Origin of the sequence: Psychrobacter sp. DWR1-2-3, assembly GCF_049896465.1 — a bacterium.
In the GTDB taxonomy this organism is placed as follows: Bacteria; Pseudomonadota; Gammaproteobacteria; order Pseudomonadales; family Moraxellaceae; genus Psychrobacter; species Psychrobacter maritimus.
Window position 1 is genome coordinate 393407 of sequence record NZ_JAFCUJ010000002.1, and the last position, 13954, is coordinate 407360.

At 43.8% G+C, this 13954-nt stretch carries 11 protein-coding genes; 2 read left to right on the forward strand and 9 right to left on the reverse strand.

Annotated features, from left to right (window positions below):
- Positions 1–56: 56 nt before the first annotated feature.
- Genes ACP7AA_RS04825 through ACP7AA_RS04835 form a run of 3 tightly spaced genes read right to left on the reverse strand, consistent with a single transcriptional unit; the run spans position 57 to position 4179 of the window.
- On the reverse strand, positions 57–2510 hold the full coding sequence (locus ACP7AA_RS04825) for a xanthine dehydrogenase family protein molybdopterin-binding subunit (protein ID WP_201618509.1): 2454 nt from the start codon (positions 2508–2510) through the stop codon (positions 57–59).
- Positions 2511–2512: 2 nt separating this feature from the next.
- Positions 2513–3505, reverse strand: coding sequence for an FAD binding domain-containing protein (locus tag ACP7AA_RS04830; protein WP_201618511.1), 993 nt, complete (start codon positions 3503–3505; stop codon positions 2513–2515).
- Positions 3502–4179: a 2Fe-2S iron-sulfur cluster-binding protein gene (locus tag ACP7AA_RS04835; protein WP_201618514.1), complete on the reverse strand. Its 678-nt coding sequence runs from the start codon at positions 4177–4179 to the stop codon at positions 3502–3504. The genes ACP7AA_RS04830 and ACP7AA_RS04835 overlap by 4 nt, the downstream gene beginning before the upstream one ends.
- Positions 4180–4464: 285 nt before the next feature.
- On the opposite strand from ACP7AA_RS04835, the gene ACP7AA_RS04840 reads away from it, so the two are divergent.
- Positions 4465–5001, forward strand: coding sequence for a redoxin domain-containing protein (locus ACP7AA_RS04840; protein ID WP_201618515.1), 537 nt, complete (start codon positions 4465–4467; stop codon positions 4999–5001).
- A 124-nt stretch (positions 5002–5125) separates the two neighbouring features.
- Here the strand turns inward: ACP7AA_RS04840 and ACP7AA_RS04845 are convergent, their stop codons facing one another.
- The 6 genes from ACP7AA_RS04845 to ACP7AA_RS04870 form a co-directional block, all read right to left on the reverse strand.
- Complete coding sequence (locus ACP7AA_RS04845; protein ID WP_201618516.1) at positions 5126–6157, reverse strand: hypothetical protein; 1032 nt, start codon at positions 6155–6157, stop codon at positions 5126–5128.
- Positions 6158–6282: 125 nt separating this feature from the next.
- A complete protein-coding gene (locus ACP7AA_RS04850; RefSeq protein WP_201618517.1) occupies positions 6283–6753 on the reverse strand; it encodes an acyl-CoA thioesterase in 471 nt (156 codons plus the stop codon).
- A 109-nt stretch (positions 6754–6862) separates the two neighbouring features.
- Positions 6863–8584, reverse strand: a complete 1722-nt coding sequence (locus tag ACP7AA_RS04855; protein WP_201618518.1) for a fatty acid--CoA ligase — start codon at positions 8582–8584, stop codon at positions 6863–6865.
- Between the two features lie 65 nt (positions 8585–8649).
- Positions 8650–9852, reverse strand: coding sequence for a 3-oxoadipyl-CoA thiolase (locus tag ACP7AA_RS04860; protein ID WP_201618520.1), 1203 nt, complete (start codon positions 9850–9852; stop codon positions 8650–8652).
- 92 nt (positions 9853–9944) lie between these two features.
- Positions 9945–11537, reverse strand: a complete 1593-nt coding sequence (locus tag ACP7AA_RS04865; protein ID WP_201618521.1) for a 3-hydroxyacyl-CoA dehydrogenase — start codon at positions 11535–11537, stop codon at positions 9945–9947.
- Between the two features lie 65 nt (positions 11538–11602).
- Positions 11603–12379 (reverse strand): enoyl-CoA hydratase, encoded by a 777-nt coding sequence (locus tag ACP7AA_RS04870; protein WP_201618522.1) that lies wholly within the window; start codon positions 12377–12379, stop codon positions 11603–11605.
- 335 nt (positions 12380–12714) lie between these two features.
- On the opposite strand from ACP7AA_RS04870, the gene ACP7AA_RS04875 reads away from it, so the two are divergent.
- Entirely contained in the window at positions 12715–13869 is a 1155-nt protein-coding gene (locus ACP7AA_RS04875; RefSeq protein WP_068407388.1) for an acyl-CoA dehydrogenase family protein, read from the forward strand.
- Positions 13870–13954 lie beyond the last annotated feature (85 nt).

Here is a 13954-nt window from a genome sequence, read left to right on the forward strand (position 1 = left end):
CCCGTTATTTAATCGGGTTTTTCAGTGAAACGAAGTAAGACAGTATTTGATAACAATCAATCTGGCAGTTGGTCAATAAGTCTATCTAAGGTAATTGGGAAATCGCGAATACGAATGCCAACGGCATTATAGATGGCATTGGCAATCGCTGCCGCTGCGCCTGAAATTGCCGTTTCACCAATGCCTTTGATGTGCATCGGATTGGTATAACGGTCGTCTTCTTCTAGCAAAATAACTTCTAGTTGCGGTACATCAGCATTGACAGGAATGTGGTATTCAGAAAGGTCATGATTACACAAGCGCCCGTCATGCTTGTCATGGATAACTTCTTCCATCAACGCCGAACCTATCCCAAACACCATGCCGCCATAGCACTGTGAAGTGGCGGTTTTGTGATTAAGAATACGCCCAGCGGCGAACACACCTGTCATACGCTTGACTCGAATCTCACCCGTCACTCGGTGCACAGCGACTTCCGCAAAGTTAGCGCCGAAGGAGGATTGACGATGGGTTTTTTCATTTTTACCCGGTTTAATCTCGCCTTTCGCACTGAGCTTTTGGTCGTCATATTGCGCAACAATATCGGCCAGTGAATAGCTTTTAGAATGACTAAAATCATAGCTACTTTGTTTAGCTTTCTGTGTTTCTGGCAAGCGTTCCAATAAAGATTCAGGGATAGGTACGCTCGTCTTTTCTGCTAATTTATCTACAAGCTCGGTGGCAGAATTTTTACCAGATTCGAGGATAGTCTCTGTTACTGTGACTTTATGCTCACCTATTTTGCTAATCTGCCCATCATGCAATTGGATGGTGTCAGAATATAGACCGACTTTATCTGCCAACATTTCGCGCAATTGCTGGCAAGCCAGATAAATACTGCTTCCTGAGCTTGCTGCACCCATACTACCGCCAGAACCAACGGCTGGCGGCAGACTGGTATCGCCAAGCTTCATCTCAACATGGTCGACCGGTAGACCCAAAAGGTCAGCAGCAACTTGGGTAAATACGGTATAAGAGCCCGTACCAATATCGGTCATATCCGTCTCAATAATAGCTTTGACCCCAAGCTTTTTTGAGTCATCAACTTGTAGAGTTGCTCGTGCTTGAGAGAGTTTTAACTGATTGCCACGAGCAGCGGCGGCCATACCAATACCCATCCACCAATCTCCTTCTAAGCGGCTGGCAGGCACGGTATTGCGCTTCTCCCAACCAAACTGCTCAGCCCCTTTTTCCATACAGGCAATCAGTTGCCGAGTTGAAAAAGGTATCTCTTTACTGGGATCTTGCTTAGGCTCATTACGGCGGCGCAGCTCTATCGGATCGATATCTAACTGAATGGCCAACTCGTCCATCGCACATTCAACAGCAATTAATCCGACTGCCTCGCCAGGCGCGCGCATGGAACCTGATAGGACTTTATTGACATCAACCATCTGATAGTCGACCTGACGATTTTCGCCGCGGTATAAGTAATGCGTAGACAACGCTGTGGGCTCAAAGAAGCTCTCGCCGAGTAAATTACTGGTGATGGTATTATGGATAAAGGTATTAATAATACCGTTTTTATCGCAGCCAATGCCGATACGTTGACGCGTATCTGAGCGTCTGATGGTGGTTTCCATGACTTGTGGACGAGTCATCACAATCAATACCGGACGCTTGAGCTCTTTTGCAGAAATGGCCGCGGCAATCGATTCAGGGGCGATACCAAGTTTACTGCCGAAGCCGCCGCCAACATAACGAGCAATCAGTTGTACATTATCTGGATCCAACTCTAAGGCATCTGCTACTTGTTGCTTGCAAGATGACAACATCTGGTTGGAGGTATACATGATTAACTTGTCATCCTCCCAATAAGCCAATGTGGCATGTGGCTCCATGGGCGAATTACTTTGGCTTGGCGTATGATAAATCTGATCAAACGAAACCGCTGACTCTTTAAGTCCTTGCTCCGGATGCCCCTGTTTGTGGTTTTTATCAGAGCCTTCCGCTTCATTGACTGAATGGGCGTTTTCTAACGCTGCCTCAAAATCTATGACGGCATCTTCTGTCTCGTCTTTATAAGTCACCTTGAGGGCTTTTGCGCCTTCAGTAGCCGCTTCAAAAGTTTCAGCAATCACGGCAGCTATTGGCTGACCATGATAAAAAATCTCGGCCGCGCCCTGAGTAGGAGCTTTTTTCTTTCCGCCTTGCTGAGCGTTACGCAAAAAATGCTTGGGGTCAGTGACCACTTTAATAATACCAGGAAGCGCTTCTACTGCATGGCTATCGATATGCTTTACCTTGCCTTTAGCAATGGTCGCACCCACTAAGACGCCGTAAACCTGCCCTTCAATATAAAATTCTGCGCTATAAGGCGCTTGTCCACTGACTTTCAAGGAGCCGTCTACACGGTTGATAGGTTTACCAACCAATTGACTGGCAGTTTCATCAAATAGAGAATCAACTGGATGATCCATGGACAGTTTTTTTGTGGGTTCTGATAGCAGTACTGAGTCCAATAATGACATGATTATGCTCCCTTAGCCGTCAATGCGCGCTGAATGACTTGTTTTAACAAGCGCCGCGTCAGCGATATTTTAAAGTCGTTTTGACCACGACCCTTAGCATCTTTTAATAATAAATCTGCCGCTTGCGTAATAACATCAAGGTTGCCGTCTGTATCCGTAAGTAAGGCTTCAACCGCTTCATTACGCCAAGGCTGAGTGCCAATACCACCAAATGCTAAACGTACGTTTTCTAAATTCCCTTGAGCGTTGACGTTGATTACTGCCGCGCAGGACACTAAGGCAAAGGCGTAAGAGGCGCGATCGCGGACTTTATCATAGGTGTGCATCCCTTTAATGGGCGCTGGGAGAACAATATGAGTAATCAGCTCTCCCGTTTCTAAAACGGTTTCAATGTTTGGCGTATCTTTTGGCAAACAATAAAAGTCTTTAATCGGAATCTGGCGCGTGGTGCCATCTGCTTTAAGCGTCTCAATAATGGCATCAAGTAAGCGCGTCGCTACCGCCATATCTGATGGGTGCTGGGCGATACAATCGTCACTCGTCCCTAAGATGGCAAGTGGGCGATTTTCCCCCTTGATAGCGGGACAACCAGAACCAGGATTGCGCTTATTGCATGGACTATCTGGCTGATAAAAATAATAACAACGGGTACGCTGCAATAGATTTCCGCCTGTGGTTGCTTTATTACGCAGTTGCCCTGATGCCCCTGCTAACATTGCCCGCGCTAATACAGGATAGCCTGCAGTGACTAAGGGATGCGCGGCCAAGTCACTATTGGTGACTAAAGCACCGATGCGCAAACCTCCATCAGTAGTAGGTTCGACTGCTGCTAATTCAAGGCGTGTGATATCAACCAATTTTTGAGGCGTCTCAATCTCAATTTTCATTAAATCTAATAAATTGGTGCCACCAGCAATAAATGAAGCGTCTTTAGGAGTAGCAAACATCACGGCTTGTTGCGGTTCAAGAGCACGGATATATTCAAAGCGTTTCATGAACGTTCTCCTTTAGCACTGGCAGCATCGGCATGGGCAGTCGGCTTTACTATGGACTGATTGCCAATTTGTGTTTCGCTTGGCGGTGGTGACCAAATACCGCTAATAGTTAGAGCAGCTGCCTCATTATTGCGTGTATCGTTAATCACTGAAGAAGAATCTGATAGTTGGTTTTCGAGTACCTGTGAGATGGCTTTGATAATATTAGGATAGGCTGAACAGCGACAGATATTGCCACTCATGCGCTCAGCAATTTCTTGTACTAGCAGCCCATTGGGATTTTGCAAATCAGTAGTGACATGACTTGGCCATTGTTGCTTGACCTCTTCTATCAATGCCGTTGCTGAACAAATTTGCCCAGGCGTACAATAGCCACACTGAAAGGCATCGTGGTCTTTAAAAGCTTGTTGCAACTCTGATAGCGATTCAGGTAGTCCAATACCTTCAATGGTGGTAATCTCATCACCATCGTGCATGACCGCCAACGTCAAACAAGAATTGATTCGTCGCCCATTAATAAGCATGGTGCACGCACCGCATTGCCCATGATCGCAGCCTTTTTTGGGTCCGGTGATATGTAAATGGTGGCGACAAACATCAAGTAATGTCGTTCGCGGGTCAAGAGTATCAAACTCATAATCTTGCTTATTAATCGTTAATGTTAAGTTAGACATGCTGGCTTCCCGCTGGCAAAAGATAATAAAATCTTAGAGGGTAAGTCGTCATTAGTCTACAAACGATATGTTATAGCAATGTTATTAATGTACAACGGACGTAGTTTTAGAAAACCCTTTTTTACTGTTAAATTTATCCCAGTCATCCCATAGCTACGAATCTCTTGATTTTATTTTGAGCAGATTTTATTAGATTTATTTCTCTTCAGAGGCGCGTTGTTCTTGAAGTTTTGCTAGTGTCTCAATAAAACTCATAATTTTAGAAGTACTCATAAGATAGGAACTGTGACAGTCGGGGCAGCTGATATCTATTTGTGTCTTCATAACCTCAAATATATCATCTTGCTTTGGCTGTCACCCTCCTTCCTTTATTCCCTCAGCATACTTTCTGATACACCACCGAAATTAGTGGTGGTTTACCGCGGTAAGCATTGTCCCATTTGTACCAAGTACCTCAATCAGTTAGAGACGATAAAAAGCGCATTTTTTGATACTGGTGTCGATATCATTGCCATATCAGGAGATAGTAAACAGCAGTTAGAGGAGCATTCGGAAAAACTAACTATCAGCTTTCCGATAGCTTATGGTTTGACGATTGAGCAGATGCAGACGCTAGGTCTGTACATCTCTGACCCACGCTCAGAGAAGGAAACCGATCATCCCTTTGCCGAGCCTGAGGTGTTCGTGATTAATGCTGAAGGGGAAATTCAAATCATAGACATCTCGAACGCTCCGTTTGTCAGACCTGAGCTTGAAGCCCTTGCAAACGGCTTGTCTTTTATTCGAGAAAACGATTATCCTATTCATGGCACACATGAGTGATGATAGGCTTAAAAACTTAGCGAACGCTATGTTTAATTAGCTTGGTAAACCTTATAGCTTGGATTAACGTTTTAACAAAAAGGTTGCTAGCACTATATCTTATCCAGTGTTAGCAACCTTTAGCTTAGAAATTATATTTGGCCATTATTTCAACTTGCTGACCTTCTTTTACTGATGATAAGGTCTTATCACTGCGATCTCTCCATTCAATACCAAAATCCAGATCAGGTAAATAATTATAGATAAGGTTGATGCTTTTCACATTTACAGAAGTATCAGACGCATCATCGACATTAATCTCACCATAACGCAGGTTACTAAAAAGCTTCTCGGTAAATTTGTGTCTATAGCCTACCGTAAAGCCAGTTTGCGATATAAGCTTGCCGTCTTCTGCGTCACAATCTGAAGCGCCGGTCGCCCCAAGGACTTTTCCGACACATACTGTAGAATAAGCTCCCATCCCTTTACCGTTATATACGCTCGCATGTAATGAGTCATTACCCAGTTTGAGTTTACCCGCCAAAGAAGCACCGACGCCCACATCTGAATCGTCTCCATTTTTAGCCTCACGCGCCGTGACCGCCACGTTATAGCTCAGATCAGATATGTTATTTTTATAGCTGACCACCATATCAGGCAGGTTAGCTTCATCATAAACAGGGTCTTGAGCTGTAAAACGAAGTCCCTTATGAGTGTAATGTATAGTCAAATCTGGACGAATATCAGCGCCGCCACCAGTGATGGTGCCCAATCCCGTACCTTTAAAGTCGAGCTGCTCAGTCAAAAGTGGGTAAACCGCTAAGAACTGACCATTCCATGTCTTACCTACGGTCAAATCATCGAGCTGAACATACGCATGGCGCAGCCGCAAGTCTGAACCACCATTTGCAGCATTACCATAAAAATCCCCTTCAATAAAACCCGTTAGTTTTTTATCCTCTACGTTCTTGGTGGTTTTGAGATTAATCCGAGTTTGCCGTGCATTTCCTTTGAACTCAGACTCGCCTTCATCTGGAGAATAAAAGATACCTTCGGCTTTAACATAACCACCGATACTTAAAGTGGTGTCTCCATTTGTGACAAGCTCTATTGCTTGTGCCTGTACGCATGCCCCAAGGACAGCCAAACCAAAAGACAGTTTTTTGATATAAAGCATGATCTATACATTCCTTGTTTTGTTTTAAAATCCATTTCAATCCTTTTAAATCTCTACTGCTACCGCATTTTTTAGTCTTATAAATACCAGCACCATATCCTTATATAAAAAACTTGCCTCCTGATTTAATTAAAACTTTCAAAAGCATTAATCGCGGCTTTTTTTGTTTCATCGATATTTTTCTTTTGTCCGCTGGCTTTATCAAGATATACCAACACGGACTCAGCCTTGGCAACGATGGTATTTAACACGGTACTATAATAGGTATATTCATGAATCAAGCTGGCATTGCCAATTTTCTTCACTCGAACCCCAATCCATAAAGTATCGGGATAAGTCACCGGTTTAAAATACTGACAGGATGATGCTGCCATGACTGAAAAGGTATTTTCATTAAATAGATTTAATTGACTGTTATAGTAAATACGAGCGTTTTGGGCATAAGTGTAATAGACCACATTATTAACATGACCAAAGGAATCCATATCGCCCCACTCTACTTGTTGAGAATAGATAACCGCAAAGCCATGCATGGGATGGTGTTTGTCTTTATTCAGTGTCTCTTGTATTTCCGGTAATATAGCGAAAGCCTTCATAGTTTTCTCGTCTCGTCATACCAATAAACATACATGTTATTAATACACACGTTAGAATTATCAGTAAGCTTGAATGATTGTTTTAAAGTCATTGAAAGACCTTTTTAAATTAAATCAGTTTTTCTGCGCACATCATGCGCATTCTTTTTTTATCAAGCTTACCCACACTGGTTTTAGGCATTTCCACTAAAAACTTGATTTCACTTGGCACGCCATACTTTGGTAAATGGCCTTTTTCCACGGCTTGATGGCCTAAGGCTAAAATGTCATCCGCTTTGGTGTCTACATATTCAGGTTTTAAAACCACCAATGCTAAAGGTCGTTCGCCCCATCTTTCATCTGGCACTCCAATCACGGCAACATCAGCGACACTGGGGTGAAAGGATAAAATGGTCTCAACTTCAAGCGAGGATACCCACTCACCACCAGACTTAATCACATCTTTTAATCGATCCGTAATGCTTAGAGTACCGTCAGAGGAGATAGAGGCGATATCTTGGGTATGCATCCAGCCACCGCGCCATAGCTCATTACCAGCATCTGAGTTTTTGAAATAGCTTTGAGTCAGCCATGGTGCTCGAATCACAAGTTCCCCTGTCGACTCACCATCCATTGGTAAAGCTTTGCCGTTTTCATCCCAGATTTCCATTGAGACGAGCATAATCGGTGAGCCAGACAGACAACGATAATTAAGCTGCTCTTTCATTTCCATCGAGTCCGTTTTATCATCAAATACCGCTCTCGATAACACGGGACAAGATTCTGACATCCCAAATCCAGACATAAACTCAATACCGCTTTCAATGGCCGCTTTAGCCAAACCTTCATTCAGCTTTGAGCCACCGAGTAACAACTTCAGACCATCAAACTTACGTCCTCGTGCTGCCATCTCTTTTAATAGCATCTGTAAAATCGCAGGAACACCATGTGAAAGCGTGACTTTGTGCTGCTCAATTAAATCCACCAACATTGGGGCTAGATAGCGTCCTGGATATACTTGTTTAAGCCCTATCATGGTTGCCCCATACGGCCAGCACCATGCATGCACATGGAATAATGGCGTCATTGGCATGTACACATCATTGTAGCGCGCGCCTTGACCTTCAGCGTTTAGCGCGGATGCTAGCGTGCTTGCCAGCGTCTGTAATACGATCTGTCGATGGGTAAAGAAAACCCCTTTTGGATCTCCAGTCGTGCCACTGGTATAAAATGTGGTGGCGATGGTATTTTCATCGAAGTCTGGAAAGTCGAACGTATCGCTGGCCGCTGCTAGCAGGGCTTCATACTCACCTTCAACATAATCTGGCATGCTAGCTTGCTCAGTTTTTGTATCTTTTTTTGTATCGTCTTCGCCATACTCAGCATCATCAAAGCCAGTATCATCGAGCCAAATAATTTGCTCAATAGAAGGCGCTTCATGACGGTAATTTTTCGCCATTGGCTCAAATTCGGCATTTAAGAGCAAGGCTTTGGGTTTGGCGTGGTTGATGGTATACAGCACTTTATCTTCGGCTAGGCGTACATTGACCGTTTGCAAAATCATGCCAGACATTGGCACGGCAAAATACGCTTCAAGGTAACGATGACTGTCCCAGTCCATAACCGCAACCACGTCACCTGCTTGCAACCCTATGTTTTTAAGGACGTTTGCCAAGCGATTAACCCGCTTAAAAAATTCAGCATAGGTATAAGTGACCTTGTCGGCATAACTAATGGTTTGATCAGTAGAGGCAATTTTTGCACGGTTTAGCAGCTGCTTGATAATCAAAGGAAAACCATACGCTTCTTGAGCTTGCTGGTAGTCCTCATGTTGGTTAAGTATAGAAGTCATTATTGTCGTCCTTGATAATAAAATAGTATGGCGAGGGCAGTAATAGTAAAGGTAGTTTAAAATGCTTAGACTCGTTCTATCACCATGGCAAGCCCTTGCCCAATGCCAATACATAAACTGACCACCGCGTATTTTTCGCCCGTACGCTGTAGCTCTCGTGCCGTACTTAATGCAAGTCTTGCCCCTGATGCACCCAGCGGATGTCCGACGGCAATCGCACCGCCATTGGGGTTGACACGCTTGTCATCAAAATCAATGTCTAAACCTTTTAGGCAGCCGAGTACTTGCGAGGCAAATGCTTCATTAATCTCAATGATGGACATATCATCAAGGGTCAAATCAGCACGTTTCAATGCCAGTTTAATGGCTTCAACAGGGCCTACGCCCATAATATTAGGCTCAACGCCCATGGCACCAGATGACAGAATCTTGGCAATAGGCTTAAAGCCCAACTTTTCCTCTGCCTGCTTAGAGCCAATAATCAGCGCAGCTGCGCCATCATTGATACCTGACGCATTGCCTGCTGTGACGACACCTTCATTGTTTAAAGGCTTAAGTTTTTGCAGTGCTTCCACAGTAGAGCTGGCGCGAGGATGCTCATCATCCAATATCGCTTTTTCTGGCAGTTTTTTACCTTGCGATACCATAATTGGCGTTATTTCATCATTGAAGAACCCAGCTTGTTTGGCTGCTTGGTACTTAGCTTGTGAGGCTGCTGCGAATTTATCTGCTTCTTCTCGAGTGATACCGTATTTGCGAGCGACATTATCACCCGTTTGCGGCATGCTATCGCTACCAAACTGTTTTTCGATGATAGGATTGGGGAAGCGGCTGCCAATGGTAGTATCAAATACTTTAAATTCACGACTAAAAGGCTGCTCGGTTTTGGCAAATACAAAGGGTGCGCGAGTCATTGACTCAACGCCACCTGCTAAAAATATATCCCCCTCATTACAAGTAATACTACGAGCGGCATCGATAATGGTCGATAGTCCTGAAGCGCATAAGCGATTGACGGTTTGACCGGGTGTTTTGACATCTAACCCTGCTAGCAGCGCAGCATTACGGGCGATATTGCGTGAGTCCTCACCGGCTTGATTGGTATTACCAATCAATACTTCATCAAAGATATCGTTAGGCAGTTGGTACTTTTCGATTAAATTCTTCATCACTGTAGCGATCAAATCATCAGGACGAACCGTGGCTAATGCCCCTGCGTGGCGACCAAAAGGACTTCTTAATCCATCATAAATATAGGCGTCTAACATAACTGTTCCTTGTTGTGTTTTGAGAGTTTTTCTGAATAAAATATAAGGCTTAGCAACTGTACACCTGGGCGCGCTAAGTCATTAATACGCCATTAACCTGAATAATTATTTTGCTGAGTAAACAGTGAAACACCTAGGGTGGCGCGGCGTTGCAGCCATGGGCTAGGACGATAACGTGGATCACCCGTTAACCCATGAATACGCTCTAAGATAAGTAAAATACGCGAGGCACCAATCTCGTCTCCCCATGAGATAGGACCATACGGATAACCCAATCCAAGCTTGACGGCATTGTCGATATCCTTTGGTGTGGCAATACCTTGCATCGCGATATCACAACCTAAATTAATTACCATGGCAATAACTCGCTGCGCCACAAAACCCGTGCTTTCGGTAATTAGTGTGGCATCGACAGCAACATTTGAACCCTCATCCGAGCTTTTATCGAATTTATTACTTCTACCAAATAGGGCATAAGCTTGCGCCACAAAGTTATCTTGGGTGACGATACTTGGCATCAACGTACGATGCTTGGATAAGTCAGTCAGCATATCAATGGCAACCGCTTGTTTAGGATTAACTTGATAGCGAATAGCCGCATTGGTGGTATCGTCACCATAGATAGCCAGCAATATCAAACTGTCAGAGTTTGGCTTATCGTTATCGTCGATAGTAATACCATTAGCGTTTAGATAATCAACCAGTTGTTGTTTATCTTCTGCTAAATCCGCCCCAATCCAAACTGAGAGGTTTGAGATATCGGAATCTGTCTTAAAAGGTAATTGTTTGGAAGGATCTACTGTTACTTTTTGACCATCTTGTTTTTTATTCTCTGTGTAGTGATAAAAACCTTCACCAACTTTACGACCAAGCTTTTTCCCTATTAGCATTTGACGGGTTAAGGGATGCGGACGATAGCGAGGCTCAGAATAATACTGGTTATAAACAGACTCCATAACTGGATGCGATACGTCGATACCGGTGAGATCAAGCAGCTCAAACGGTCCCATTCGAAAGCCAGCCCCTTCACGTAAAATAAGATCTATATCTTCAAAACTAGCGACTCCCTCGCCTAGTATTTTTAAGGCCTCCGTACCATAAGCTCTGCCGCCATGATTGACGATAAACCCTGGGGTGTCTTTTGCCACTACCCCTAAATGCCCCATGCGTTTGGCTAAACTTGTAAGTGTCTCTACCACTGAAGGCTTGGTTGAGATACCCGGAATCACTTCAACGATTTTCATTAGCGGCACAGGGTTAAAGAAGTGAAATCCTGCTACGCGCTCTGGGTGCTCACAATCGGAGGCAATCGCCGTCACTGCTAGTGATGAAGTATTGGTTGCCAAAATCGTCTCAGCAGGAACAATGCTTTCTAGTTGTTTAAAAAGCTGTTGTTTTATTTCTAAATTTTCGATAATCGCTTCGATTACGACATCTACCTCAGCAATTTTGGCTATATTTTCAATCACGGTCAGATTGGCTAAAGTAGACTGTAGTTGCTCGTCGGTAAATTTACCTTTAGCGGCCAGTTTTTCTAGGGTCGCTTGAAGGGATTGGCGTCCTTGCTCAGCAGCTCCTGCCTTGGCATCAAATAAAAGTACTTGAATGCCCGCTTGCGCTGCGATTTGGGCGATACCCATACCCATAATGCCTGTACCAATAATGGCCAATGTGTTCACGGTCATAATAATCCTTTATATGCTCTCGTTTTGAAAATTGATTTAGCTATGCCTATGTTTGTCTCAACAAGCTACTGTCCTTTGTATTCAGCACTACGTTTTTCTAAAAAAGCTTTCGTGCCTTCTTTTTGATCTTCTGTATCAAATAAAATCTGAAAGGCTTTACGCTCTAGAGCCAATGCGCCTTGTAGCGGCATGTCCACCCCGAGATTGGCAACTTCTTTGATTTGAGTTAACGCAATCGGTGAATACCCTGCGAGTTGTTCAGCGATTTCAATAGCACGTTTGATAGTCGCTTCATCTTCGACCACTTCAGAAACCAATCCCATTTGATCCGCTGCATCAGCACTTATCATGTCGCCCGTTAATATCAGCTTCATGGCTTTATGTTTGCCAATCACGCGAAACAGCCGCTGCGTGCCCCCTGCTCCTGGCATCAGCCCAATTTTGATTTCTGGTTGTCCAAACTTAGCCGACTTACCAGCGACGATGATGTCGGCATGCATAGCAAGCTCACAGCCGCCGCCAAGGGCATAACCATTGACCGCTGCAATAATCGGCTTACGGCAATTGGTGATGGCATCCCAATAACGTTCGCTATGACGGAGATACACATCAACCGTTTTTGCGGTTAAGAAATCATTGATATCAGCGCCCGCGGCGAACACTTTGTCACCGCCCGTCAGCACAATAGCTTTAATCTGAGGGTCATCGTTTAATTGGATAAAAATATCTGCCAGTTTCTGACGTAATTCGGTATTTAAAGCATTTCGAGCCTTAGGACGATTAAGCCTTATCACGCAAACGCCATTTACTTGCTGCTCAATTAAAATTATTTGCTCTTCCATGATGCCATCCTTTAAATAGTGTCCTTTAATTTAAACAGTGCCCTTAAGAAAAATACGGCAATTCTTAAAACACCTTAAAATTATGATAATTAATACCGCATAGCGATATCTAGTGCCAATATATACTGTTTATTTCTATTTGTGAAGAGAAAAACCCAGTTAAATTTAGAAATAAACCCTAAGTCAAAGATACTTACTCTTAATAAATACCGCATTGCGGTTTTTTAAACCAAAAGTATTGTATTTTAATAAAGTATCCATTATGCTGTTTGTTCGAATTAACCATAAAGTCCCTATTAGCAATATTAGATATTATTTCAACAAGGAAGAACTACATGATTAGAGATAAGGAAGTACTCGACCATATCGTCCAAACTGTTCGTCAGTTTGTAAACAATCAATTGATACCGAAAGAAGATTGGGTAGCAGAAAACGACCGTCTGCCAGAAGAGATCATCAGCCAGATGCGTGAATTAGGGCTGTTTGGACTGACCATTCCCGAAGAGTACGGCGGGCTTGGCGTTACTATGGAAGAAGAAGTCACACTGGCATTTGAATTGGGACGCACCTCACCCGCTTTTCGCTCATTAATAGGGACAAATAACGGTATTGGCTCATCTGGTCTTGTGATTGATGGCACCGAAGAACAAAAACGAAAATATCTACCAAGACTTGCCAGTGGTGAAATCATCGGCTCTTTTTGCTTGACCGAACCAGAGTCAGGCTCAGATGCTGCTTCACTCCGAACCACAGCTATTAAAGATGGTGACAACTATGTACTTAATGGCACCAAGCGTTATATCACCAATGCCCCTCAAGCCGGTATATTTACCGTCATGGCACGCACTGACCCTGACAATAAAAGGTCGGGTGGTATTTCAGCATTTATCGTTGAGAGCGATACCCCTGGTATTACGCTTGGCAAAATTGACAAAAAAATGGGGCAAAAAGGCGCTCATACCTGTGATGTGATTTTTGATAACTGCGTCGTTCCTGCTAGCGCTTTGATAGGTGGTGTCGAAGGTGTAGGTTTCAAAACTGCCATGAAAGTCCTTGATAAAGGGCGCTTACATATCGCCGCCGCAAGTACCGGAGCCGCTACTCGAATGCTAGATGATGCGCTACGTTATGCGGTGGAGCGTAAGCAATTTGGGCAACCGATTGCCAACTTCCAGCTTATTCAAGCGATGCTTGCTGATTCAAAAGCAGAGATTTATGCGGCCAAATCTATGGTATTAGATGCTTCACGCCTGCGCGATGAAGGTAAAGACGTCGTTACCGAGTCGTCATGTGCCAAGATGTTTGCCACTGAAATGTGTGGCCGCGTCGCTGATAGAGCGGTACAAATTCATGGCGGTGCTGGTTATATCGCCGACTATGGTATTGAGCGTTTTTATCGTGATGTGCGCTTATATCGTTTATATGAAGGGACTACTCAGATTCAGCAAATCATCATTGCTCGCAATATGATTAAAGAGGTGAGCGAGTAGTTTTCACTTATTTAAATGCCAGTTATTTGATTAGTAACAGGTATTTACATTATTAAAGCGTATTGAGGTATTTGCTGGGATGCAG

Bases quoted from the DNA above. Each gene is read 5' to 3' on its own strand.
- ACP7AA_RS04860 (WP_201618520.1), bottom strand. From the start codon at position 9,852: ATGTTAGACGCCTATATTTATGATGGATTAAGAAGTCCTTTTGGTCGC.
- ACP7AA_RS04850 (WP_201618517.1), bottom strand. From the start codon at position 6,753: ATGAAGGCTTTCGCTATATTACCGGAAATACAAGAGACACTGAATAAA.
- ACP7AA_RS04830 (WP_201618511.1), bottom strand. From the start codon at position 3,505: ATGAAACGCTTTGAATATATCCGTGCTCTTGAACCGCAACAAGCCGTG.
- ACP7AA_RS04855 (WP_201618518.1), bottom strand. From the start codon at position 8,584: ATGACTTCTATACTTAACCAACATGAGGACTACCAGCAAGCTCAAGAA.
- ACP7AA_RS04825 (WP_201618509.1), bottom strand. From the start codon at position 2,510: ATGTCATTATTGGACTCAGTACTGCTATCAGAACCCACAAAAAAACTG.
- ACP7AA_RS04835 (WP_201618514.1), bottom strand. From the start codon at position 4,179: ATGTCTAACTTAACATTAACGATTAATAAGCAAGATTATGAGTTTGAT.
- ACP7AA_RS04865 (WP_201618521.1), bottom strand. From the start codon at position 11,537: ATGACCGTGAACACATTGGCCATTATTGGTACAGGCATTATGGGTATG.
- ACP7AA_RS04845 (WP_201618516.1), bottom strand. From the start codon at position 6,157: ATGCTTTATATCAAAAAACTGTCTTTTGGTTTGGCTGTCCTTGGGGCA.
- ACP7AA_RS04870 (WP_201618522.1), bottom strand. From the start codon at position 12,379: ATGGAAGAGCAAATAATTTTAATTGAGCAGCAAGTAAATGGCGTTTGC.
- ACP7AA_RS04875 (WP_068407388.1), top strand. From the start codon at position 12,715: ATGATTAGAGATAAGGAAGTACTCGACCATATCGTCCAAACTGTTCGT.